Raw genomic sequence first — 23,429 nt, forward strand, 5'->3', positions numbered from 1 at the left:
CGTGGCCGTCACCCTGGGCCCCAACCAGTACGGCAAGGCGGAGGTCCGCCTGGTCACCGTGCGCCGCGAAGGCGCCGTGCACCACCTCAAGGACCTCACCGTGTCGACGTCGCTGCGCGGCGAACTGGCCGCGACGCACCTGACCGGCGACAACGCCGGCGTGCTGGCGACCGACACGCAGAAGAACACCGTGTACGCCTTCGCGAAGGAGGCGCCGGTCGGCGAGATCGAGGACTTCGGCCTGCGCCTGGCCCGCCACTTCGTCGGCACGCAGCAGAACATCACGGGCGCGCGGATCAAGATCGACGAGCACGGCTGGGACCGCATTCCGGTCGGCGGCGAGCCGCACGACCACGCGTTCAGCCGCTCCGGCGACGAGCGCCGCACGACGGCGGTGACGGTCCGGGACGGCCGCGCGTGGGTCGTGTCGGGCATCGACGGCCTGACCCTGCTGAAGTCCACCGGTTCGGAGTTCCACGGCTTCCCGCGCGACCAGTACACGACGCTGGCGGAAACCGACGACCGGATCCTGGCCACGGCCGTCACGGCGAAGTGGCGTTACCAGGGCGAGGACATCGACTGGGCGGCGAGCCACCGCGAGATCCGGCGGCTGATGCTGGAGACGTTCGCGACGAAGCACAGCTTTTCTTTGCAGCAGACGCTGTACGCGATGGGGGCGGCGGTGCTGGAGGGCCGGCCGGAGGTGGCCGAGGTGCGGTTGTCGCTGCCGAACAAGCACCACTTCCTGGTCGACCTGAGCCCGTTCGGGCTGAAGAACGACAACGAGGTGTTCTACGCGGCGGACCGGCCGTACGGGCTGATCGAGGGCACGATCCTGCGCGATGACGCCGAGGCCCCGGGCCCGGCCTGGGACATCCACTGAGTTGATAGAACGCTCTATCATCGAGGGGTGGCAGGGACCAAGGAACGCATCATGGCCGCCGGCGCCGAGCTCTTCCGGCGCAACGGCTACGCCGGCACCGGGCTGAAGCAGATCGTCACCGAGGCCGGCGCCCCCTTCGGGTCCCTGTACCACTTCTTCCCCGGCGGCAAGGAGCAGCTCGGCGGGGAGGTCATCCGCACCTCCGGGCTGGCCTACATCCGGCTCTTCGACCTCTTCATCGTGCCCGCGCCGGACGTGATCAGCGGGATCGAAGCCTTCTTCGCCGCCGGGATCGCGACGCTGGAAGCCACCGACTACGTCGAAGGGTGCCCGATCGCCACCGTGGCGCTCGAGGTCGCCGCGACCAACGAACCCCTCCGGCAGGCCACCGCGGACGTCTTCACCGCCTGGATCGACGCCGGCACCGAGAAGTTCGCGAAGTTCGGGCTGCCGCGGGAAGCCGCCCGGACCCTCACCATCACCGCCGTCAACAACCTCGAAGGCGCTTTTGTCCTCTGCCGCTCGCTGCGGGACACCGAGGCCATGGCCGTCGCCGGGGCCGCGACCGTCGACGTCGCCCGACGACTCCTTCAGGAGCGCACACAACTTTAGTCGGGGATCCAACACAAATCACCAAAGTGGCGCTTGACCGCGCAGCATCCGACACGGATGCTGCCCAGTGCTGGTCAAAAAGTGGTCTAGTCCTCCTGCCTCACACCGCCGTCCGGTTGGAGCCGCCATGCGCCGAGTCCTCGCCGTCCTCGCCACCGCCGTCGCCGCCGTCGGCCTGGCGAGCCCGCCCGCCGACGCCCTCGAAAACGGCCTCGCCCGCACCCCGCCGATGGGGTGGAACACCTGGAACACCTTCGAGTGCAACATCAACGAGACCCTGGTCAAGCAGACCACCGACCTGATGGTCAGCTCCGGGATGCGCGACCGCGGCTACACCTACGTCAACCTCGACGACTGCTGGATGACGCGCTCGCGCGACAGCGCCGGCAACCTCGCCGCCGATTCCGCGAAGTTCCCCAGCGGCCTCAAGGCCCTCGGCGACTACATCCACGCCCGCGGCATGAAGTTCGGCATCTACGAGAGCGCGGGCACCGAAACCTGCCAGCACTACCCGGGTAGCCTCGGCCACGAACAGGCCGACGCCAACCTCTTCGCGAGCTGGGGCGTCGACTACCTCAAGTACGACAACTGCGGCAGCCCGGCCGGCGAAAACCAGCAGGGCTACATCCGCCGTTACTCCGCGATGCGCGACGCGCTCAAGGCGACCGGCCGCCCGATCGCCTACAGCATCTGCGAATGGGGCAACTTCAGCCCGTCGACCTGGGCGCCGGACGTCGGCAACCTGTGGCGCACCACCGGCGACATCACCAACAACTGGGGCAGCATCGACTCGATCTACCACCAGAACGTCGGGCTTGCCGCCGCTGCGAAACCGGGTGCCTGGAACGACCCCGACATGCTGGAGGTCGGCGACGGCATGGACTTCCAGGAAGACCGCGCGCACTTCACGCTCTGGGCCGCGATGGCCGCGCCCCTGATCGCCGGTGCCGACCTCCGCAGCGCCAGCGTGGCCACCTTCTCGACGTACCTCAACGGCGACGTCATCGCCGTCGACCAGGACCCGCTCGGCAAGCAGGCAACGCGGATCTCGTCGTCCGGCGGGCTGGACGTGCTGGCGAAACCGCTGCAGAACGGCGACGTAGCTGTGGTGCTGTTCAACGAGAACAGCACCACGAAGACCGTCTCGACGACGGCGGCCGCGGCCGGGCTACCCGCTGCGCCGAGCTACCGGCTGACCAACCTGTGGTCGAAGGAGCTGACCACGAGCACGGGGACGATCAGTGCCGCCGTGCCGTCGCACAGCACCGTCATCTACCGCGTCAAGGCGAATTCGTCGGGCACCAGCGTCGGCACCGCGCACCCGATCCAGGGCGCGTCCTCGTCGCGCTGCATCGACGTCAACGGCGGCTCGGCGACCCCGGGGACCAAGGTCGACATCTGGGACTGCGACGGCGGCGGCAACCAGGCCTGGACGTTCACCAGCGCCGGTGAGCTCAGGTCCGGCGGCCTCTGCCTCGACGCCGGCGGCGGCACCAGCGCGGCCGGGACGAAGCTCGTCACCTGGACCTGCCACGGCGGCGCCAACCAGAAGTTCCAGCTGGCCGCCGACGGCTCGATCACCCAGGCCGGCCTGTGCATCGACGTCACCGGCGGCGACAAGCCCGCCGGCAACGTCAACGGCGTCCAGCTCGAACTGTGGAACTGCAACGACGACGCCAACCAGAACTGGCAGCTCCGGTAGTGGTGAGGTCCAGGGACGTCGTCCCGAGTCGAGGTGACCGCTGACGGCCTGTTCTGCAGTCAGGTGAAGGCCTCCGGATGTGAAGCGAGCTGTCTAGGAACCGCTTCACCGACCGGAGGCCTTCGTCTTTCACACTGACCCCACGCACCGACTCCGGTCGGCTACCGGCGAAGGCGCCGCCAGGATGGCTGACCGCAGCTGCTGATCCACGTCGATGTCACCGAGTTCGGCAACATCCCCGACGGCGGCGGGCACCGGTTCGTCGAACGGTTCCACCGCACCTTGCCAGCGGGCTGGGCCTACGCCCGCCTCCCCGACGGAAACCCTGCGGCGGGCCGCGTTACCAGGCTGGCTGCCCTTCTACCGTTACCACCGATCCTCCAGCTCAACCGGCGCAAGCCGCCGGTCACCCGGCTGACCACCCCCCTGGACACTCCCGCTGGATCAGGTCGCGGTCAGGTGCTCCGGCCGGACCGGGACGCGGGCGAGGGCGAGCCCGGTCGCGGCCCGGATCGCGGCCACGATCGCCGGGGTCGAGGAGATCGTCGGCGGCTCGCCGACCCCGCGCAGGCCGTACGGCGCGTGGGGGTCCGGGCGCTCCAGGACGTCGATGCTCATCGGCGGCATGTCCAGGACCGTCGGGATCAGGTAGTCGGTGAAGGAGGGGTTCCGGATCTTCCCGCCGGAGGTCTGGATCTCCTCCATCACCGCGAGCCCGAGGCCCTGCGCCGAGCCGCCCTGGATCTGGCCGAGCACGGCTTGGGGGTTCAGCGCCTTGCCGACGTCCTGGGCGCAGTCCAGCGCGACCACCTTGACCAGGCCGAGCTCGGTGTCGACGTCGACGACCGCCCGGTGCGCGGCGAAGGCGTACTGCACGTGCGCGGTGCCCTGCCCGGTTTCGGGATCCAGCGCAGAAGTCGGCCGGTGGCGCCACTCCACGGTTTCGTCGTAGACGTCGTCCGCGAGCACGTCGGCCAGGTCGGCGACCACCTGGCCGTCGGCGGCGACGAGCTTGCCGCCGACCACCCGCACCCGCTGGTCGAACCGGGACAGCAGCCGCGCCCGGACCGCCGCGCACGCGGCCTGCACCGCGCCACCGGTGACGTAGGTCTGGCGTGACGCCGACGTCGAGCCGCCGTTGCCGATCGAGGTGTCCATCGGCAGGATCGTCACCTGGTCGACGCCCAGCTCGGTCCGCACGATCTGCTGCATGATCGTCACCAGGCCCTGGCCGACCTCGCAGGCCGCGGTGTGCACGGTCGCGGCCGGTTCGCCGCCGACCAGCTGCAGGCGCACGCGGGCCGTCGAGTAGTCGTCGAAGCCTTCGGAGAAGCAGACGTTCTTGATCCCGACCGCGTACCCGACGCCGCGCACGACCCCTTCGCCGTGCGTCGTGTTCGACACCCCGCCCGGCATGTGCCGCAGGTCGAACGGCCGGTCCGATGGCATCGGCATGTCCCGCACGCGGTTAAGCAGCTCGGCGACCGGCGCCTCCGCGTCGACGACCTGGCCGGTCGGCATCAGGTCGCCTTCGCGCATCGCGTTGCGGACGCGGATCTCCACCGGGTCCAGGCCGCAGGCCGCGGCCAGCTTGTCCATCTGGGACTCGTATCCGAACGCCGCCTGCACCGCGCCGAACCCGCGCATGGCGCCGCACGGCGGGTTGTTGGTGTAGGTGCCCCAGCAGTCCACCGCCACACTGTCCACTTTGTACGGTCCGACGCCGAGGGTCGCGGCGTTCGCGACCACCGCGCCGGTCGAGGACGCGTACGCGCCGCCGTCCAGGAAGAGCCGCGTCTTCACGTACACGAGCCGGCCGTCTCCGGTCGCCCCGTGCTCGTAGTACATCTTCGCCGGGTGGCGGTGAACATGGCCGTAGAAGGACTCTTCGCGGTTGTAGACCATCTTCACCGGCTTGCCGGTGTGCAGCGCGAGGAGGCAGGCGTGGACCTGCATCGACAGGTCTTCGCGGCCGCCGAACGCGCCGCCGACACCGCCGAGCGTCAGCCGCACCTTCGCCACCGGCAGGCCCAGGGCCGCGACGATCTGCTGCTGGTCGACGTGCAGCCACTGCGTCGCGACGTACAGGTCGACGCCGCCTTCGGTGTCCGGCACGGCCAGCCCGGACTCGGGACCGAGGAACGCCTGGTCCTGCATGCCGACCTCGTAGACGCCGGAGACGACGACGTCCGCGGTGACGTCCTGCGGACCGCGGCGGATCTTCACGTGCCGGACGACGTTGCCGCCTTCGTGCAGCGAAGGCCCTTCGCCTGCGACGGCGGCTTCGGAGTCCGTCACCGGCTCGAGTTCTTCGTAGGTGACGCGGATCCGTTTCATCGCGCGGCGCGCGGTCTCCGGGTGGTCGGCGGCGACCAGCGCCACCGGCTCACCCTGGTACCGCACGACGTCGGACGCGAGCACCGGCTGGTCGGTGTGCTCGAGGCCGTAGCGGTTGACGCCCGGGACGTCCTCGTACGTCAGCACCGCGTGGACACCCGGTACGGCGAGGGCTTCGGCGATGTCGATCGCGGTGATCCGCGCGTACGGGTGCGGGCTGCGCAGGGTCACGCCCCACACCATGTCCTCGTGCCAGAGGTCCGAGGAGTAGGCGAACTCGCCGCGCACCTTCACCGTGCCGTCGGGGCGGCGCGGCGAAGCACCGACGCCGTTCGCGGTCGGCGTCGTGACGGAGGTGGTGGTCATCGGTCCTCCCGCAGTCTCGCGCTCGCGGCCGCCAGCTCGCGGGCGATGGCGGACTCGTCGGCTTCGCGCAGGGTGCCGTCCTCGACGACGGCCTTGCCGCCGACGAACAGCCGGCGCAGCGGCGGCGTGGTGCCGAGCACCAGCGCCGCGACCGGGTCGGTGATGCCGGCGTAGTTCAGCCCGGTCAGGTCCCAGACGGCGAGGTCGGCGAGCTTCCCGGGTTCGATCGACCCGAGGTCGCCGGCCCGGCCGAGGCAGCGCGCGCCGCCCATCGTGCCCATCCACAGCGCCTCGCGCGTGGTCAGCCCGCGGGGTCCGCCGCGCTGGCGGGCCTGCAGCAGCGCCTGGTGCAGCTCCTCGCCGAGGCCGCCGGACTCGTTGGACGCGGCGCCGTCGACCCCGAGGCCGACCGCCACCCCCGCGTCGAGCAGGTCGCGGACCGGGGCGATGCCGCTGCCGAGCCGTCCGTTGGACGTCGGGCAGTGCGCCGACCCGGTGCCGGTCGCGCCGAACCGGCGGATCGCCTCGGGCGCGAGGTGGACGGTGTGCGCCAGCCAGACGTCGTCGGCGAGCCAGCCCAGCTTGTCGGCGTACTCGGCGGGCGTGCAGCCGACCTCGGCGAGGCACTGGCGTTCTTCGTCGAGGGTCTCGGCGAGGTGGGTGTGCAGGCGGACGCCCTTGCGGCGGGCCAGCTCGGCGGCGCCGGACATCAGCCGCTCGGTGACCGAGAACGGCGAGCAGGGGCCGGCCGCGATCTGCAGGTGCGCCCCCGCGGCGTCGTCGTGGAAGCGGTCGATCGCCGCTTCGGTGCCGGCCAGCGCGTCGTCGGTCGTCTCGACGAGGTTGTCCGGCGGCAGGCCGCCGTCGGACTCGCCGCGGTCCATCGACCCGCGCACGACGTGCAGCCGGACGCCGATCCGCTGCCGGGCCGCGGCCAGCGCCGCGACCTGGTCGCCGCCGTCGCGCGGGAAGACGTAGTGGTGGTCGGCGACGGTGGTGCAGCCGGTCAGCGCCAGCCGCGCCATTCCGGCGGTGCCCGCGGCGTGCGTGATCCCGTCGTCGAGGCGGCCCCAGACCGGGTAGAGCTGCTTGAGCCACTCGAACAGCGTGTGGTCGGCGGCCATGCCGCGGGTCGCCCACTGGTAGAGGTGGTGGTGGGTGTTGATCAGGCCGGGCGTGACCAGGCAGCCGTCGGCCTCGACGCGTTCGTCGAACTCGCCGGTGAACACGCCTTCGCCGACTTCGGCGATCCGGTCGTTCTCGACGACGACGTGGCCGCTCGCGTACTCCTCGCCGGTGACCGTGGCGATGGCCGCGTTCGCGATGAGCGTCCTCACGCCACGCCTCCCTTGGCCACCGCGCGCACCGCGTCGAGGATCTTCTCGTAGCCGGTGCAGCGGCAGAGGTTGCCGGCCAGGGCTTCGCGGATCTCCTCGTCACTCGGGTCGGGCACGCGGTTCAGCAGGTCGTGTGCGGCGACGACCAGGCCCGGCGTGCAGAACCCGCACTGGACGGCGCCGGCATCCACAAAGGACTGCTGGACCGGGTCGAGCGTGTCGCCGTCGGCCAGCCCTTCGACCGTCCGGACCCCGCGGCCCTCGGCCTGCCCGGCCGCGACCAGGCAGGCGCACACCGGGACGTCGTCGAGGTAGACCGTGCAGGACCCGCATTCGCCCTGCTCGCAGGCGTTCTTCGAACCCGGCAGCCCGAGCCGCTCCCGCAGCACGTACAGCAGGCTCTCGCCTTCCCAGACGTCGTCCGCCTGCCGCGGCTCGCCGTTGATCGTGACATTCAGGCGCATGCGCGCTCTCCCGTCCGGTATTCGTCCCACGCCCAGGTCAACGTACGCCGCGCTAGTACCCCGAGCGCGTGCTTCCGATACGCGGCGCTGCCCCGGACGTCGTCGATCGGGGCCGCGGCCGCGCCGACCAGGTCGCCGAAGCGGCGTTTCAGCGAGTCCGGCAGCGGCTCGGGTGACGTCCAGGGCAGCTCGGCGGCCAGGAAGTCCTCCGCCTCCCGGGCGCGGCGCGGGGTCGGCGCGGCGGAGCCGATCGCCGCGCCGACCCCGCCGTGCCGGAGCGAAAGCGCGAACGAGCAGACCGCGATGACCATGGCGTTGCGCGTGCCGACCTTGGCGAACTGCTGCGGCCCGGCGTGCGCGGGCAGGTGGACGGCGGTGATCAGCTCGTCCGGGGCGAGGGCGTGGCGTTTCACGCCGACGTAGAACTCCTCCGCCCGGAGGAGGCGGGTCCCCCGGACGGAGGCCACCTCGATCCGCGCGTCCAGGGCGAGCAGCACCGGGTGCGTGTCGCCGGCGGGCGAGGCGGCGCCGAGGTTGCCGCCGACCGTGCCGCGGTTGCGGATCTGCGGCGACCCGACCGTGCGGGAAGCCATGGCCAGCGCCGGGACGGATTCACCCAGCTCGGTGATGACCCGGGAGTACGGGACGCCGGCGCCGAGCCGGATCGTGCCGTCCGTGTGGTCCACAGTGGACCACTCGGCCAGCTCGGGAACCGTGGTCAGGTCGAGCAGGGCCCCGGGGCGCCGGTGGTCGAAGTTGAGCTCGACCATGACGTCGGTGCCGCCGGCGATCGGCACGGCGTCCGGCCGCGCGGCCTTGAGGGCCAGGGCCTCCGCGAGCGTCGCGGGACGCAGGAACTCCACGGGCGTGCTCCTTCGTGAGGGGCGATAGCCCAGTAGACGACGGACCGGGCGCGGGCGGCAACGGCTGTGACCATGAAACGCACAGCAGCGGACCCGGGTGCGGTTGTGCTTTCCTACAAGCCTGATGACGACCGTGAAAACACTCCTGGGGCTGCCGGGGCTGCGGCTGCGCCCGCGGGCCGGGACCGACCTGCTCGACCGGCCGGTGACGCGCATCTACGTCACGGAGCTGTCCGACCCCGGGCGGTACCTGTCGGCCGGTGAGCTGGTCCTGTCCGGTCTGCTGTGGTGGCGCGCCCCGGGGGACGCCGAGCCGTTCGTGGCGGCGCTGGCCCGCTCGGGCGCGGCGGCGCTGGCGGCGTCCGGCGCCGACTCGGACGGCATCCCGGACGACGTGGTCGACGCCTGCGTCCGGCACCGGATCCCGCTCCTGGAGGTCCCGGCCGACCTGTCGTTTTCGGTGATCACCGAGCAGGTGGTGCTCGCGCTGGCGGCGGCGTCCGACAGCGCCCGCAAACGTCTGCAGGCCGCGGCGGAGGCCCCGGTCGAGACGCTCCTGGAGCGCGCGTCGGCGGAGCTCGGGCTGCCCTGCTGGGTGCTGTCGGGCCTGGGCCGGGTGACCGCCGGGACGGCCCCGCTGCCGATGCCGGCGGAGGACGTCGTCCGCCGGTACGCGGCCCGCGAGCCGGGGCCGCTGACGCTGGTCCCGGTCGAGGGCCGGCACGCGGTGCCGTGGCTGATCGCCGCCGGCGGGCCCCTGAGCACCGGGCAGGCGGAGCTGGCCGAGGAACTCGCGGGACTCGTCGGGGTGACGCGGGCCCGCGCCGGCCGGGCCGAGCCGCCGGTGCCCGCCGAAGCGTGCGTGGTCGCGTTGCGGACGTCGGGCAGCGACGAGAGCCGGGACGTCCTGGGCGAGTGGCTGCCGGACGCGGTCCTGCTCGAATCAGCCGGGGAAACGTCCTTCGCGGCGACGGCTGTGCCGCCTTCCCCGGCGGCGTTGTCCATTGTGGAGCCGCTGCTCCGGGCCACGCGGATCCTGTGCGGCATCAGCGATCCGGGCTCGCGGGACGAAGCCACGGAGAGCGCGCGGAACGCGGTGGCGGCGGCAGCGCGGCGCCCGGGCCGGGTGGCGGTGGTCCGGGCGGCCGAGGTGGACGTGCACGAGCTGCTGCTGGCCGGCGCCCCGGACGGCCTGCGCGCAGCGTTGCGGCGTCGTGTGCTCGGGCCGCTGCTGGCGTACGACGCCGAGCAGCACACGGACCTGGTGCACACGGTCCGGGTGTTCCTGGAGTGCTCGGGCTCCCCGACCCGCGCGGCGAAGGCCCTGCACGTACACGTGAACACGCTGCGTTACCGGATCGGCCGGGCGGGCGAGCTGCTCGGCGCGGATTTGACGGAGTTCACGGATCAGCTGGATGTGTACCTCGCGTTGCGCGCGGGGGACTGAGATCCGCGCCGGGCGGGGCTCCGCGGGCCGGCGGCGCCACCGCCCCGGAAGCCTGCCGAACAGCGAACCCACCCCGTTGCGCGCGACAAGCAGCCGGCTGTGCACCCCTCAGCGGCCACCTCGCGTTGCGCGCCGGCGGGTAGGCGGGAGGATGAGGGCGTGGACCCCGAAATCACTTCGGCCCGGCAGGCGGCGAACGATGCCCGCGTGCAGGCCTTCGGGCGGCTGCAGGGGGCCGCGAACCGGCTCGAATACCTGCTCGGCCGGGCGCTGGAGCGGGAATGCGGGATCACCCACCTGATGTACGAGGTGCTGCTGATCGTGGGGCGCGCCGGTGAGGAAGGGCTGACCATGCGCTCGATCGCGCAGGAGCAGGTGCTCACCACCGGCGGCGCGACCCGGCTCGTCGACCGGATGGAGGCGCTCGGGCTGGTGACCCGCACCGCCGACCCGCGCGACCGCCGCGTGCAGCTCGTACGGCTGACCGGGCTCGGCGAGGAAACCACCGTGCGGGCCAGCCGGCTGCACGTGGAAAACATCGAGGAGTTCTTCTTCCGGCCCCTGCCCGAGGGCCACCGCGAGCGCTTCGCCGAAGACCTCCGGACGCTGAGCCACTTCGCCCGTGACGCCCTCCCCCGGCTGCGCTAGCCGTGGGCAAGCGGAAAACGCCCCGCGGCGAGCTGCCGGCGACAGCCGAGGGCTTCGCCACCGCGCTGCTGGCCGCCGCCCGCGCCGGTGATGACGCACGGTGGCTCGCGCCGGGCTTCGAGCTCCCCGCCGAGCTGGCCCGGGGTGCGGAACTGGCCGCGCAGCCGCTGGTCGGCCGGGCCCGCCGGGGCGGCTGGCCGCCCGAGGACCTGCGTCAGGCCGCGAGCCGCCGCGTCGACGAGTTCGCCGGCTCGTACGTGCTCGACGCGCTCGCCGAAGCGGATGGCGTCCGCTGGTGGACCGGCGCCGAGCCGCACCTGGCGCAGTGGGCGGCGAAGCACATCCTCACCCCGGCCGAAGCGGTGACGGCGGTGGTCGAAGCCCTCGGCCTGCTGCTGACCCTGCCGGTGACGGCGGCGCAGCCCCGGCCGGCCGCGCCGCACGGCGTCGACGACAAGAAGCTGAGCCGGGTCCGGGCGCTGCTGGCGAAGGCCGAGTCGACCTCGTTCCCGGAGGAGGCCGAAGCCCTGTCGGCGAAGGCACAGGAGCTCATGACCCGGCACGCCCTGGACCGCGTGCTGCTGGAGGCCGCACCCGCGCTGCCGTCGTCCCGCCGCATCTGGCTCGACACGCCGTACACCGACGCGAAGTCGCTGCTGGTGCACGTGGTGGCGAAGGCGAACCGCTGCCGCGCGGTGTACGACCCGCGCTGGGAGTTCGTGACCGTGGTCGGCGACGAGGAGGACCTGGACGCGGTCGCGCTGCTGACGACGTCCCTGCTCGTCCAGGCGACGCGGGCGATGATCGCGGATCCGGCCGGGCGGTCCCGGCCGTTCCGCAAGTCGTTCCTGGTCTCGTACGCGACCCGGATCGGCGAGCGCCTCGAGCAGGCCGCCGCGGCGACGCTGACGGAGCTGCCCGGCGCGGACCGGCTGCTGCCGGTGCTCGCCTCGCACGAACTGAGGGTGAACACGGCGTTCGCCACGTTGTTCCCCGAGGTGGTGGGCAAGTCGGTGACCGTGCGCAGCGCCGAGGGCTGGCACGCCGGCCGCTCGGCCGCCGACCGCGCCCGGTTCGGCGAGTGAACTACAGGAAGATCTTGACCAGCTGGTCCCGGCCGTCCTGGTCGCGCACCAGGACCTGCTTGCCCGCCTTCAGTTCGGCGTCGATGAACTCGTAGACCAGCAGGGCCCGGTTGACGAGGTCGACCTTCTTCAGGCCGGTGCGCTCCTGCAGCTTCGCCAGCGCGTCGACCGCCTCGGCGATCAACGCCACGTTGACCCGGCCCACCGGATTGTCTTCAGCCACGACGCCATGATGGCAGAAAACCCACCGAAAGCCCACTTGTTTTGCAGCAAATCGGTGTTGCGTCCTCCCGATCCGGCGCTCTACAGTCGAAGGTGCCTGCCACGAACCCGTCTTCATGCGAACGGGTCGGGAAGCCGGACCACGCTTCTTCGCGGCGGGGAACCGGACGGCGGATCGCCAGGGGGGAGAGCGGCGGATCGCCGGCCGGCAACCGGCCGCGGCGCGAGCCGCGGCCACGACAAGTGGTCCCCGGCCGGCGTGCCACCGCGGACGTCCGGCCGGACCCGGAAAGGAACGGGCACGAGCATGGGTGCCGGAATCGAGCGTGCGGACCCGTCCGCACCTCACGAAGGAGAGCCGGAGCGGGACGACGTCCCGACCCGGTTCGCGCACGTCCGGATCGAGACGTCGGAGGTGAAGGCCGAGATGGCGGTGCCGTCGAGCCAGACCCGCCGGCTGCTCACCACGGTCCTCGACGTGCTGGTGGTGCTCGGCGCGGTCCTCGGGCCGATGCTGACGTCGAAGGCGGCCTCGGCCGCGCTTCCGACGTGGGCGACCGCCGGGACGATCGCCGGTCAGCTCGCCTTGCTGACCGTCGTTGCCGTGCTCGCGCACCGGCCGGAACACCCCGGCCGGTTGCCGTCGTGACAACGGCCGTGAGCAGTGGTTGAGTGGGCGCTTCGCCTTCGGGCGCCGGCTCTGCCACTGCTCACGCGAGCCGCAGGGCGTACTTCTCCAGCTCCGGGCGCCCGAACGGCAGCTCGTCCTCGTCCAGCGCCCCGCAGTCCAAGCCCCGCAGCAGGTACACCGCCAACGCCTGCGCGGTCGCCGGCTCGTCCAGGACGCCTCCCGCCTTCTTCTCCGCGTACGCGCGCAACCGCTCCACCGCCGCACCGAACCCCGAGCGGTAGAACGTGTACGTCGCCGCGAAGCGGGTCGGAAGCTGGTGGGGGTGCAGGTCCCAGCCCTGGTAGAAGCCGCGCTCCAGCGATCTGCGGACCAGCCTCAGGTGCTCGGCCCACGCCGCCGGCAACCCGTCGCCGATCGGGAGGCGGTTGGTCGAGCCGTCCGAGAGGCGGACGCCGGTGCCGGCCGCCGCCACCTGCATCAGCCCCTTCGCCAGGTCCGCCGCCGGGTGCTCCATGCTCTGGTACGCCGCCGCGATGCCCAGGCCCGCGCTGTAGTCGTAGGTCCCGTAGTGCAGTCCGGTGCACCGGCCCGAAGCGGCCTGCACGATCCGCGCCACCGCCAGCGTCCCGTCGGTGTCTACAATGGACTGCGCTGTCTCGATCTGGACCTCGAAGCGCAGTGTTCCCGCGGCGAGGTCATACGCGGATTCCAGCCGCGCCAGCACGTCCGCGGCCACCGAGACCTGCTCGACCGCCGTCACCTTCGGCAGCGTGACGACGAACCCGGGCGGCAGTGGCCCGTTGTCCAGCAACGCACCCAGGAACAGGTCCAGGGTGCGGATGCCCCGCCGGCGCGTCGCCGCTTCGAAGCTCTTGAAGCGGATGCCGCAGAACGGCGTCCCCCCGGTCGTCGCCAGGGTCTGGCCGGCCGCCACGGCCGCCGCGTCCTCGACGTCTTCGGGCACGCGGCCGTAGCCGTCCTCGAAGTCGATCCGCAGGTCCTCGATCGGCTCGGTGAGCAGCTTCGCGCGCACGCGCTCGTACCCGCCGTCGTCCAGGCCGAGCAGGTCGCCGTGCTCGACGAAGACCCGCATCGCCTGCTTGCCCCAGCCGGCGACCAGGCGCGTCTTGTACTGCGACGCCGGGACGTACACCGTGTGCACCGGCTGCCGTCCCGGCCGCTCCCCCGGGTACGACGCCGCGACGCGCGCGTCGGCCGCAGCCAGGCGCGCGTCGGCGGCGTCGTAGACGTCCTCGGGCAGCCGCACCTACTTGATCCGCTCGTAGGCGGGCAGGGTCAGGAAGTCCGGGAACTCGTCGGCCAGCGCGACCTGCTCGAACAGCTCCACGGCCGGCTCCAGCTGCTCCGGCTTGAGCTCGCCCGCCAGCTCGCCGCGGACGTCCGCCAGCACACCGCGGACCAGCTCGGACGTCACGACGTCACCGGAGTCCAAGGTGGTCCCGTTCTTGACCCACTGCCAGATCTGCGAGCGCGAGATCTCGGCGGTGGCCGCGTCCTCCATCAGGTTGTGGATGGCCGCCGCGCCGTTGCCGCCCAGCCAGGACGCGATGTAGCGGACACCGACGTCGACCGCGGCGCGCAGGCCGGCCGCCGTCGCGCCACCCGGCGTCGAAGCGACGTCGAGCAGCTGGTCGGCGGCGGCAGAGAGATCCCAGTCCTCGTCGCGCCTGCGCCCGAGCTGGTTCGGCTGCTCGCCGAGCACCTGGTCGAACTCCTCCTTGCAGAGCTCGACCATGCCCGGGTGGGCGACCCAGGAGCCGTCGAAACCGTCGCCGGCCTCGCGCGACTTGTCCGCGTGGACCTTCTCGAAGGCCCCCTTGTTGACCTCGGGGTCCTTGCTCGGGATGAACGCGGCCATGCCGCCGATCGCGAACGCGCCGCGCTTGTGGCAGGTGCGCACGAGCAGCTCGGTGTAGGCGCGCATGAAGGGCGCGGTCATGGTGACCGAGTTGCGGTCCGGCAGCACGAACTTCTCGCCCGCGTCGCGGAAGTACTTGATCACGCTGAACAGGTAGTCCCAGCGGCCGGCGTTGAGGCCCGAGGCGTGCTCGCGCAGCTCGTAGAGGATCTCCTCCATCTCGAACGCGGCCGGGATGGTCTCGATCAGCACGGTGGCGCGGACGGTGCCGTGCTCGATGCCGAGGGTCTTCTCGGCGTGGGTGAAGACGTCGTTCCAGAGCCGCGCTTCGAGGTGGCTCTCCATCTTCGGCAGGTAGTAGTACGGGCCCTTGCCGCGCTTCAGCAGCTCGGCCGCGTTGTGGAAGAAGTGCAGGCCGAAGTCGACGAGCGCGCCGACACCCTCGCGGCCGCCGAAGGTCAGGTGGCTCTCGGGCAGGTGCCAGCCGCGCGGGCGGACCACGATCGTGGCGTGCTCGACGTCGTCCTTCAGCGCGTAGCTCTTGCCGCCGCTCTCCAGGGTGATCGTCTCGCGGACGGCGTCGTACAGGTTGACCTGGCCGGAGACCACGTTGTGCCAGTGCGGGGTGTTGGCGTCCTCGAGGTCGGCGAGCCACACCTTCGCGCCGGAGTTGAGCGCGTTGATGGTCATCTTGCGGTCGGTCGGCCCGGTGATCTCGACCCGGCGGTCCTGCAGTGCGGCGGGCGCGCCGGCGACCTGCCAGTCGCCTTCGCGGATCTCCTTGGTCTCGGGCAGGAAGTCGAGCCGGCCGGTGGTCCGGGCCTCCTCGCGGCGCTTGCTGCGCGCCTGGAGCAGCTCGTCGCGGCGGCCGGCGAAGGCGTCGTGCAGGCCGGCGAGGAAGGCGAGCGCCTCCGGCGTGAGGATCTCGTCGCCGCGCTCGACCGGGTCGCCCAGCACCTGGACTTCAGAAGACATGGGGAAACACCTCGAGGGTTCGGATCTTTGGATAACGGCCCTACGGTTTTCTACCAGCCGGACTATAGTTTCTGCATAGCGGAAGCTCAACGCCGACGTAAGGAGGGCCACCGTGCCGGCGGAGAAGAACGGTCGCGACGGCGGCGTCCAGTCCCTGCAGCGCGCCTTCGAGCTGCTGGAACACCTCGCGGACACCGGCGGCGAAGCCAGCCTGTCGGAGCTGGCGACGCTGTCCGGGCTGCCGATGCCGACCATCCACCGGCTGATCCGCACCCTGGTCGACCTGGGGTACGTCCGCCAGAACACGAATCGCCGCTACGCACTGGGCGCGCGCCTGATCCGGCTGGGCGAGAACGCGAGCATGCAGTTCGGCGCGTGGGCCCGGCCGCTGCTGGCGGAGCTGGTGGAGGAGGTCGGCGAGACGGCGAACCTGGCGGTCCTGGAGCGCGACGAGGTCGTGTACGTGGCCCAGGTGCCTTCGAAGCACTCGATGCGCATGTTCACCGAGGTCGGACGCCGGTTGCTGCCGCACGGGACCGGGGTGGGCAAGGCGATGCTGGCCCACCTGCCCTTTGACGAGGTCCGGTCGCTGCTCGACCGGACGGGGATGCCCGCGTACACGGAGCACACGTTCACGGACCCGGACGCGCTGGCGGCCGAGCTGTCGCGGATCGCTTCCCAGGGCTACGCGCTGGACGAGGCGGAGCAGGAGCTGGGGGTCCGGTGCGTGGCGGTGGCGGTCCCGGGCGCGCCGGTGCCGGCGGCGGTGTCGGTGTCGGGGCCGTCCGGCCGGCTGACCGCCGAGGCGGTGGCGCACATCGCCCCGGCGGTGCAGCGGGTGGCGGACGCCCTGGGGGCGAGCCTGTCCCGGGCGGTCACGGTCTGACCCGTTCAGCTCAGCTCCCCGGCCAGCAGGTCCATCAGCACCCCGTCGTGCCAGGTGCCGTCCGGGGCGCGTTCGTAGTCGCGCAGCACGCCGACCGGGCGGAAGCCCACCTTCGTGTACACCCGGATCGCCGTCTCGTTGGACGCCGCCGGGTCGATCGTCAGGCGGTGGTGGCCCTGGGCGAACAGGTGCGTGGCCAGCGCCCGGATCGCGTCCGTGCCGAGGCCGCGGCCGTGGAAGGCCGGGTGCACCGAGATGTCGATGCCCGCGTGGCGGTACTGCGGGTCCAGCTCCTCGCAGCTCTGGATCAGGCCGACGACCTCGCCGCCGAATTCGATCATGTAGACGGTGTAGCCTTCTTCGACCTCGTACAGGCCTTCGGTTTCGCGATCCGGGTCGCCCCACCAGCGGGCGACCTCCGGGGTGGCCAGGATTTCGCGCACGCGGGCGCGGTCCGCTGCGCCGATCGGGCGCAGCCGCACCCGGTCGCCGTGGATGGCGGTCATGATTGTCCTCTCTCGTAGCGAACGACGGCTTCGGAGCGTCTGTCACGAGGAGGGGCACGCGGGCGTCAACCGGGCATGCCCGGATTCTGCGCTCGTACCGCCGCCGCCGTCATCCGAATATCGCCGGAGGACCGCATGGACCCGCACACCGGCGCCCTGGCCTGGCTCGCCCAGGGCGCCGCTTCGAACCTGCTGAACCGGCTCGTCGACCGGGCGCTCGACGGCTCCACCGCACCACCCGCGTGGCCGCGCCCGGGACCGGCGCCGTCGGGGACGGCCGAGATCAGCGTCCGGCACCACCTCGCCGCGAAAGGGCGGACGCCGGTGATCATCACCCTGCAGGAGGACGGCAGCCGCACCGGCACGGCGTTCCCGGTGGTCCTGGGCCACACGGCCCGCATCGCCCTCCCGGGCGGCCACTACTTCGGCGCGGCGATGGTCCTCGACCCGGCCCGCCGCACGCTGCAGGGCATCGGCTGGTCCCGGCTGACGGTCGCGGCCCGCCGGACGTCGCCGTGCCTGATCCCGGTCAACCGCCCGTCCGCGCCGGTGATGCTGCAGCTGGGCCTGCGGAAGGCGGACGGGACGCCGCTGTTCCGGATTTAGGTATCACCCGGCGGCGCGGAAGCGTCTGTCAGGGGAGCACGCGCCTGCGGAGGGAACCGAAGTGGCCGAACCGTTCACCATGTCGCTCATCTGGCTGGGGCAGGCGGCCGGCGCCGCCATCGTCGGACGGCTCGCCGAGCGCGGGGTCGACCGGCTGCTCGACGGGCCGCGGCAGGTCGTCCGGCCGCCGGCGGCCGAGCCGCGGCGGCATCGGCTCGGGGACGTGACCAGCGACCTCGACATCACCGTGCGGCACCTGGCCGCCGGGCGGCGGGCCGTGCTGCTGGCGTTCCAGACCGCGCCGCGCGACGGCGAGCGGACCGCGGGCGTGACCGTGCCGATGGTGCTCGGCGAGACCGCGCACCTGACCCTGCCCCGCGACGACTACCTGATCAGCGCCCTCGTCCTCGACCCGCCCGCGGAGCTCGGTGGCAAGCCGGTGCTGCACGGCGTCGGCTGGGTGCGCCACTGGGTCGCGAGCACCGGGACCGACCGGCTGACCATCGCGAGCCAGGCCCCGACGCAGCAGCTGCTCGAAAAGCTGGGGCTGCGCTCGGCGGACGGGACCAGCCCGTTCGAGATCGCGCCGCCGGGGGCCGCGACACCGCCGAACGCCGCTTCGCGCCCGCTCACGAGGGTCAGTCCCGACTCGGTGCCGGCCAGGGCGCTCGCCGCGCAGAACGCCGCGAAGGCGATCCAGCCCCTCCGGCCGGCTCAGTCGTCCGGGCGCCTGCAGTGCCGGGCGGCGACCAGCCGGTTCGGCGCGCGTTGCATCCACTTGCCGTTCGACATCGGCAACAACACCGGGCTGTGCATGATGCACAACAACGCCCGCGTCCGCGGCGAAACCGTGTACGACTGGAGCACCCGGCGGCCGGTCATCTAGCCCAGGAGTGCGTCCACGAAGGCACCCGGCTCGAACGGCGCCAGGTCGTCCGGGCCTTCGCCCAGCCCGACCAGCTTCACCGGGACGCCCAGCTCCTTCTGGACCTGGAACACGATCCCGCCCTTGGCCGTCCCGTCCAGCTTCGTCAGCACGATCCCCGTCACGTCGATGACCTCGGCGAACACCCGGGCCTGCATGAGGCCGTTCTGGCCCGTCGTCGCGTCCAGGACCAGCAGGACCTCGTCGACCTTCGCCTGCTTCTCGACGACGCGCTTGACCTTGCCCAGCTCGTCCATCAGGCCCGTCTTCGTGTGGAGCCGGCCCGCCGTGTCGACCAGGACCGCGTCCACGCCCGTGTCCACGCCGCGCTTGACGGCGTCGAACGCCACCGCGGCCGGGTCCGCGCCCTCCTTGCCGCGGACGACCTCGGCGCCCACGCGCTCGGCCCACGTCTGCAGCTGGTCGGCCGCCGCCGCGCGGAACGTGTCCGCCGCGCCCAGCAGGACCGTGCCGCCCTGGGCCACCAGGACGCGGGCGAGCTTGCCCGTGGTCGTCGTCTTGCCCGTGCCGTTGACCCCCGCCACCAGCACCACCGCGGGCTGCTTGCGGCCGTCGACGGTGTGCGGCAGCGCCCGGACCGCGCGGTGGCCGTCGGTCGACAGCTGCGCCGTCAGCACCTCGTGCAGCACCTCGCGCGCCTCCGCGGACGAGCGCACCGCGCGCCGGGACAGCTCGTCGCGCAGCCGCTCGACGATCTGGGTCGTGGTGGCCGCGCCCAGGTCGGCCATCAGCAGCGTGTCCTCGACGTCCTGCCAGGAGTCCTCGTCGAGGTCGCCGGCGCCGAGCAGGCCGAGCAGGCTCGTCCCGAGCACCGACCGCGACTTCGACAGCCGGCCGCGCAGCCGCTCCATGCGGCCGGTCGCGGGCTCGATCTCCTCGGCGGCCGGGGCGGTCCCGGCCGGTTCGACGACCTCGGCGTCCGGCAGCTTGACGTCGCGGACCGTGCGCTGCGCCGAGTCACGCGGGACGGCCGCGTCGTCGCCGACCGCGGGCTGGCCGTCGACCTCGGGCCGGTCCTCGACCGGGTGCTCGAGGGCGGGTTCTTCCGGCGGGGCCGCCGTGCCGCCCGGCGCGAGCGCGATGCCCCCGATGGCCGCGTACGAGCCGCCCTTCGGTTTCTCCTCGATCTCGCGCTGGGCGTCCAGGCTGATCCGCCGCCTGCGTGCGATCAGCAGGCCGGTCACCAGCAGGGCGACCAGTACGACGACGGCGACGACTACGAACAGGAACCAGGTGCTCGACACGGGCCCATCCTTTCATCCGCGTCCCCGCCCGCCGGACACCCCGTCCACACAGGCAATTCGCAACAACCTGGGTCCCGATTGGGCCAAGACTTCACCACGTGGGTTGCGTCACAGGCAACGCTCCACTAAACCCCTCCGGATGGGGATGCGTGCGAGCCACGGCTATCGGGTGATCGGCCTGATATCGGGCACGTCGATCGACGGGATCGACGTGGCCGCCGCCGACCTGCACGCCGAGGACGGCACGGTCGTCCTGACCCCGCTCGGCGAGCTCGACGTCCCTTACCCGGAACCCCTGCGCGAAGCCCTGCTCGCCGCGCTGCCGCCGAACCCCTGCACGGCCGGGGAGCTGACGCGGCTGGACACCGGCGTCGGGCAGGCGTTCGCCGACGCGGCCCGGCGCGGCGCCGCGGAACTCGCCGGCGGCCGCGCGGACCTGGTCGCGTCGCTGGGCCAGACCGTCTTCCACTGGGTCGAGGAAGGCCACGTCCGCGGCACCCTCCAGCTCGGCCAGCCCGCCTGGATCGCCGAACGCACCGGGCTGCCGGTCTGCGCCGACCTGCGGGCCCGCGACGTGGCCGCCGGCGGTCACGGCGCACCCCTCGCGAGCACACTCGACCAGCTGTGGCTGCGCGGCCTCGCCGAGGACGCCGGCCACCCGGTCGCCGCGCTCAACCTCGGCGGCATCGCCAACATCACCGTCGTCACCGCGGGCGCGCCGGCGATCGCCTACGACACCGGGCCGGCCAACGCCCTGCTCGACCTCGCGGCCCACCGGGTCACCGGGCGGCACCGCGACGTCGACGGCCGGCTCGCGCTCGGCGGGTCGGTGCGCCGGGACCTGCTCGCCCGGCTGCTCGCCGACCCGTACTTCGCCGCCGCGCCGCCGAAGTCCACCGGCAAGGAGCACTTCAACGCGCCCTACCTCGACGCCGCCCTCCGCGATCTGCCGCCGCTCGAACCCGGCGACCTGCTCGCGACGCTGACCGAGCTGACCGCCGTCACCGTGGCCGACGAGTGCCGCCGCCACGGCGTCACCACCGTCATCGCCTCCGGCGGCGGGGTCGCGAACCCCGCGCTGATGGCGGCGCTGGCCCGCACCCTGCCCGCGGCCGTGCTCAAGACCAGCGACGACCTCGGGCTGCCCGGCGGCGGCAAGGAGGCGTACCTCACTGCGCTGCTGGGCTGGCTGACCTGGTGCGGCGTGCCCGGTACGGTGCCGTCGGCGACCGGCGCGCGCGGGCCGCGCGTGCTCGGCGCGCTGGTCCCGGGCGCCGGGCCCCTGATCCTTCCCGCCCCGCTGGGGGGCACCGTGACGCGGTTGCGCGTCGCGGAGAAGACCGGATGACGGTAGGAGAGATCCATGCGCGGTGTCGACCTCGCGATCATCGTTGTCTACCTGGCGGCGATGCCGCTGATAGGCGTGCTCGTCGGCCGTAAGCAACGGTCGGCGGCCGACTACTTCGTCGGGGAGCGCAGCCTGCCGTGGGGCGCGGTGATGCTGTCCGTGGTGGCCACGGAAACCTCGACGCTCACCGTGATCAGCACGCCCGGGCTGGTCTTCGGCAACGCGTTCCTGTTCCTGCAGCTGGCCTTCGGCTACATCATCGGCCGGACCATCGCCGCGTTCGTGCTGCTGCCGCGGTACTTCCGCGGCAACCTCGTCAGCGCGTACGCGTTCCTGGGGAAGCGGTTCGGCTCCGGGCTGCAGGGCACCGCGTCGGTGACGTTCGTGATCACGCGGCTGCTCGCCGAGGGCGTGCGGCTGTTCGCCGGCGCCATCCCGATCAAGGTGATCCTCGGGCACTACAACATCCACCTGGACTACTGGGTGATCGTCGTCATCCTGACCGCGCTGACCCTGATCTACGCCTACATCGGCGGGATCAAGGCGGTCGTCTGGGTCGACGTCATCCAGCTGTCGCTCTACCTCGGCGGCGCGGCGGTCGCGGCGATCGTGCTGCTGAACAAGCTGCCGGGCGACTGGATGAGCCAGGCGTCCGACGACGGCAAGTTCATGCTCGTCGACTTCACGAAGAACCTGCTGACCAGCCCGTACGCCTTCGTGACGGCGGTGCTCGGCGGCGCGGCGCTGTCGATGGCTTCGCACGGGGCCGACCAGCTGATCGCGCAGCGGCTGATGGCCACGCGCAGCCTGCGTGACGGCCAGAAGGCCCTGATCGGCAGCGGCGTCATCGTCACCGTGCAGTTCGCGCTGTTCCTGCTGGTCGGGGCGATGCTGTGGGTGTTCGACGGCCGCAAGTCGGTCGCGCAGCTCGGGCTGCAGAGCCCGGACGACGTGTTCTCGCGGTTCATCATCGACGACCTGCCGGCCGGCGTCTCCGGCCTGCTCATCGCGGGCGTGCTGGCGTCGACCATGGGTGCGCTGGCCTCGGCGCTCAACGCGCTTTCGACGTCCACCGTGGCCGACCTCTACCAGCGGTTCACCAAGCGCTCGCCGGAGGACTCGAAGCTGCTGAAGCACGGCCGCATGTGGACGCTGATCTGGGCCGTGGTGTTCGCCGTGTTCGCGTCGCTGTTCTCGACCACGAAGAACTCGGTCATCGAACTCGGCCTGGCGATCACCGGCTACACCTACGGCGCCCTGCTCGGCTCGTTCCTGCTCGGCCTGCTGATCAAGAAGGCGCGGCAGGTGGACGCGATCATCGCGTTCGTGGCCACCGTCGTGGTGATGGCGTTCGTCATCCTCGGGGTCAAGTTCAGCGCGAAGACCGGCGGCCTGATCGGCATCGACTTCAGCAAGGCGGCCGGGGACAAGGTGGCGCTCGCCTACCCGTGGTACACGCTGCTGGGGGTGGTGATCACGCTGGTCGTGGGCGGGTTGCTGGCCCTGCGGCACCGGACGCCCGACCCCAAGGCGGCCGAGGCCGAAGCGGTGTCGGAGGAGATCGCCGCCTGATTCTTCTGAACCGCTTCCGGCGGGCGCCCGTGTCGTCTTGCGGGAGCCCGCCGAAAAGCGGCGGGAGGATTTCGAAGGTGGAGCTCATGAAGCGGATGACGGTGGCGCTCGCGATCGGCGCCCTGCTGGTCGGTGGCGCGGCGACGGCCTCGGCCACCCCGGCGGGGGCGAAGGTGCCGGACGCGGTCAAGGTGCCGGCCGGCAACGTCGCGCTGGCGAGCTATCCGGCCGAAGGCGTGCAGATCTACGGGTGCACGAACGGCGCGTGGGCGCTGGTCCAGCCGGCGGCGGTGCTCTCGCGGCACGGGCAGCCGGTGGCCCTGCACAGCAAGGGTCCGGTCTGGACGTCCATTGTGGACGGCAGCACGGTCGGCGCGGCGGCGGTCGCGAATTCCCCGCGCGACGGCGCGATCCCGCAGCTGCTGCTCAAGGCGAACCCGAACACCGGCAACGGCATCTTCGGCAAGGTGACGTACATCCAGCGGCTCAACACCCGCGGCGGCGTGGCCCCGGCCGGAACCTGCACGGACGGCGCGCAGACCGCGGTGCGCTACTCGGCGGACTACGCCTTCTGGGTCGCCGGATAAGCGGATGTGGTGCCCCTCCCGGCCCCGTAACCTGGGCATCGGGAGGGGATGCACCATGGGGTTCTTCATCGGTCTCGGCGTGGTGCTGGCGGTCGCGCTCGTCATCGCGCTGGTCGTGGACCGGTCCGACCGCAAGCGCGGGGTCAAGCACGGGATACTCCGGCCGCGCGGGCGCCGGCCGCAGCTGGGCGACGCCGGCAGCGTCGGCAACGACCTGCGGCACTACGAACCGCGCGTGCGCGGCGAAGACCGCCGCGTGCCGCGCGAAGACGAGATGTGACGC

General features: G+C 72.2%; 23 protein-coding genes. 14 read left to right on the forward strand and 9 right to left on the reverse strand.

Going from position 1 to position 23,429, the window contains the following annotated elements; genetic code table 11:
* Window position 1 precedes the first annotated feature (1 nt).
* From pucL to C2L59_RS15090, 3 genes are all read left to right on the forward strand, one after another.
* Window positions 2-883, forward strand: a complete 882-nt coding sequence (gene pucL, locus C2L59_RS15080; protein WP_103350133.1) for a factor-independent urate hydroxylase — start codon at window positions 2-4, stop codon at window positions 881-883.
* Window positions 884-934: 51 nt separating this feature from the next.
* Window positions 935-1,495, forward strand: coding sequence for a TetR/AcrR family transcriptional regulator (locus C2L59_RS15085; RefSeq protein WP_103350134.1), 561 nt, complete (start codon window positions 935-937; stop codon window positions 1,493-1,495).
* Window positions 1,496-1,622: 127 nt separating this feature from the next.
* Window positions 1,623-3,197 (forward strand): ricin-type beta-trefoil lectin domain protein, encoded by a 1,575-nt coding sequence (locus C2L59_RS15090; protein WP_103350135.1) that lies wholly within the window; start codon window positions 1,623-1,625, stop codon window positions 3,195-3,197.
* A gap of 444 nt (window positions 3,198-3,641) precedes the next feature.
* On the opposite strand, the gene pucD is transcribed toward C2L59_RS15090, so the two are convergent.
* From pucD to C2L59_RS15115, 4 genes are read right to left on the reverse strand one after another with little or no spacing between them, the layout of a single operon-like run.
* Window positions 3,642-5,900 (reverse strand): xanthine dehydrogenase subunit D, encoded by a 2,259-nt coding sequence (gene pucD / locus C2L59_RS15100; RefSeq protein WP_103350136.1) that lies wholly within the window; start codon window positions 5,898-5,900, stop codon window positions 3,642-3,644.
* Window positions 5,897-7,237 (reverse strand): 8-oxoguanine deaminase, encoded by a 1,341-nt coding sequence (locus tag C2L59_RS15105; RefSeq protein WP_103350137.1) that lies wholly within the window; start codon window positions 7,235-7,237, stop codon window positions 5,897-5,899. Before C2L59_RS15105 ends, pucD begins: the two co-directional genes overlap by 4 nt.
* Window positions 7,234-7,701 (reverse strand): (2Fe-2S)-binding protein, encoded by a 468-nt coding sequence (locus C2L59_RS15110; RefSeq protein WP_103350138.1) that lies wholly within the window; start codon window positions 7,699-7,701, stop codon window positions 7,234-7,236. The genes C2L59_RS15105 and C2L59_RS15110 overlap by 4 nt, the downstream gene beginning before the upstream one ends.
* Complete coding sequence (locus C2L59_RS15115) at window positions 7,692-8,564, reverse strand: xanthine dehydrogenase family protein subunit M (RefSeq protein ID WP_103350139.1); 873 nt, start codon at window positions 8,562-8,564, stop codon at window positions 7,692-7,694. The genes C2L59_RS15110 and C2L59_RS15115 overlap by 10 nt, the downstream gene beginning before the upstream one ends.
* Window positions 8,565-8,688: 124 nt before the next feature.
* Between C2L59_RS15115 and C2L59_RS15120 the strand changes: the two genes are divergently transcribed.
* The 3 genes from C2L59_RS15120 (at window position 8,689) to C2L59_RS15130 (ending at window position 11,744) form a co-directional block, all read left to right on the forward strand.
* Window positions 8,689-10,011 (forward strand): PucR family transcriptional regulator ligand-binding domain-containing protein, encoded by a 1,323-nt coding sequence (locus C2L59_RS15120; RefSeq protein WP_103350140.1) that lies wholly within the window; start codon window positions 8,689-8,691, stop codon window positions 10,009-10,011.
* Between the two features lie 159 nt (window positions 10,012-10,170).
* Complete coding sequence (locus C2L59_RS15125; protein WP_103350141.1) at window positions 10,171-10,659, forward strand: MarR family winged helix-turn-helix transcriptional regulator; 489 nt, start codon at window positions 10,171-10,173, stop codon at window positions 10,657-10,659.
* A gap of 2 nt (window positions 10,660-10,661) precedes the next feature.
* The gene (locus tag C2L59_RS15130; protein WP_103350142.1) at window positions 10,662-11,744 is read left to right on the forward strand and encodes a DUF2786 domain-containing protein; all 1,083 of its coding nucleotides are present in this window, start codon (window positions 10,662-10,664) and stop codon (window positions 11,742-11,744) included.
* A gap of 1 nt (window position 11,745) precedes the next feature.
* On the opposite strand, the gene C2L59_RS15135 is transcribed toward C2L59_RS15130, so the two are convergent.
* Window positions 11,746-11,967 carry a hypothetical protein gene (locus tag C2L59_RS15135; protein ID WP_233223506.1) on the reverse strand — a complete coding sequence of 74 codons (222 nt, stop codon included), beginning with the start codon at window positions 11,965-11,967 and terminating at the stop codon, window positions 11,746-11,748.
* Between the two features lie 306 nt (window positions 11,968-12,273).
* On the opposite strand from C2L59_RS15135, the gene C2L59_RS15140 reads away from it, so the two are divergent.
* On the forward strand, window positions 12,274-12,615 hold the full coding sequence (locus C2L59_RS15140; protein WP_103350144.1) for a hypothetical protein: 342 nt from the start codon (window positions 12,274-12,276) through the stop codon (window positions 12,613-12,615).
* A 61-nt stretch (window positions 12,616-12,676) separates the two neighbouring features.
* On the opposite strand, the gene C2L59_RS15145 is transcribed toward C2L59_RS15140, so the two are convergent.
* Entirely contained in the window at window positions 12,677-13,864 is a 1,188-nt protein-coding gene (locus tag C2L59_RS15145; protein ID WP_103350145.1) for an aldolase/citrate lyase family protein, read from the reverse strand.
* Window positions 13,865-15,451 carry a malate synthase A gene (gene aceB, locus C2L59_RS15150; protein ID WP_103350146.1) on the reverse strand — a complete coding sequence of 529 codons (1,587 nt, stop codon included), beginning with the start codon at window positions 15,449-15,451 and terminating at the stop codon, window positions 13,865-13,867.
* 112 nt (window positions 15,452-15,563) lie between these two features.
* Here aceB and C2L59_RS15155 point away from each other — a divergent pair, with 112 nt between their 5' ends.
* On the forward strand, window positions 15,564-16,337 hold the full coding sequence (locus C2L59_RS15155; RefSeq protein WP_103350147.1) for an IclR family transcriptional regulator: 774 nt from the start codon (window positions 15,564-15,566) through the stop codon (window positions 16,335-16,337).
* Between the two features lie 5 nt (window positions 16,338-16,342).
* Here C2L59_RS15155 and C2L59_RS15160 read toward each other — a convergent pair whose 3' ends face one another.
* The gene (locus C2L59_RS15160; protein WP_103350148.1) at window positions 16,343-16,843 is read right to left on the reverse strand and encodes a GNAT family N-acetyltransferase; all 501 of its coding nucleotides are present in this window, start codon (window positions 16,841-16,843) and stop codon (window positions 16,343-16,345) included.
* Window positions 16,844-16,978: 135 nt separating this feature from the next.
* Between C2L59_RS15160 and C2L59_RS15165 the strand changes: the two genes are divergently transcribed.
* The gene (locus C2L59_RS15165; protein WP_103350149.1) at window positions 16,979-17,449 is read left to right on the forward strand and encodes a hypothetical protein; all 471 of its coding nucleotides are present in this window, start codon (window positions 16,979-16,981) and stop codon (window positions 17,447-17,449) included.
* 61 nt (window positions 17,450-17,510) lie between these two features.
* On the forward strand, window positions 17,511-18,335 hold the full coding sequence (locus tag C2L59_RS15170; protein ID WP_103350150.1) for a hypothetical protein: 825 nt from the start codon (window positions 17,511-17,513) through the stop codon (window positions 18,333-18,335).
* Here the strand turns inward: C2L59_RS15170 and ftsY are convergent.
* Window positions 18,332-19,639 carry a signal recognition particle-docking protein FtsY gene (gene ftsY / locus C2L59_RS15175; RefSeq protein WP_103350151.1) on the reverse strand — a complete coding sequence of 436 codons (1,308 nt, stop codon included), beginning with the start codon at window positions 19,637-19,639 and terminating at the stop codon, window positions 18,332-18,334. The two genes, C2L59_RS15170 and ftsY, sit on opposite strands and share 4 nt — an antisense overlap.
* 139 nt (window positions 19,640-19,778) lie before the next feature.
* Between ftsY and C2L59_RS15180 the strand changes: the two genes are divergently transcribed.
* The 4 genes from C2L59_RS15180 (at window position 19,779) to C2L59_RS15195 (ending at window position 23,426) form a co-directional block, all read left to right on the forward strand.
* Window positions 19,779-20,987: an anhydro-N-acetylmuramic acid kinase gene (locus C2L59_RS15180; RefSeq protein ID WP_199199083.1), complete on the forward strand. Its 1,209-nt coding sequence runs from the start codon at window positions 19,779-19,781 to the stop codon at window positions 20,985-20,987.
* A gap of 15 nt (window positions 20,988-21,002) precedes the next feature.
* On the forward strand, window positions 21,003-22,559 hold the full coding sequence (locus C2L59_RS15185) for a sodium:solute symporter (RefSeq protein WP_103350152.1): 1,557 nt from the start codon (window positions 21,003-21,005) through the stop codon (window positions 22,557-22,559).
* 86 nt (window positions 22,560-22,645) lie between these two features.
* The gene (locus C2L59_RS15190) at window positions 22,646-23,146 is read left to right on the forward strand and encodes a DUF3455 domain-containing protein (RefSeq protein ID WP_103350180.1); all 501 of its coding nucleotides are present in this window, start codon (window positions 22,646-22,648) and stop codon (window positions 23,144-23,146) included.
* Between the two features lie 55 nt (window positions 23,147-23,201).
* Window positions 23,202-23,426 carry a hypothetical protein gene (locus C2L59_RS15195; RefSeq protein ID WP_103350153.1) on the forward strand — a complete coding sequence of 75 codons (225 nt, stop codon included), beginning with the start codon at window positions 23,202-23,204 and terminating at the stop codon, window positions 23,424-23,426.
* Window positions 23,427-23,429 lie beyond the last annotated feature (3 nt).

Origin of the sequence: Amycolatopsis sp. CA-128772 (assembly GCF_002904295.1) — a bacterium.
Lineage (GTDB): Bacteria > Actinomycetota > Actinomycetes > Mycobacteriales > Pseudonocardiaceae > Amycolatopsis.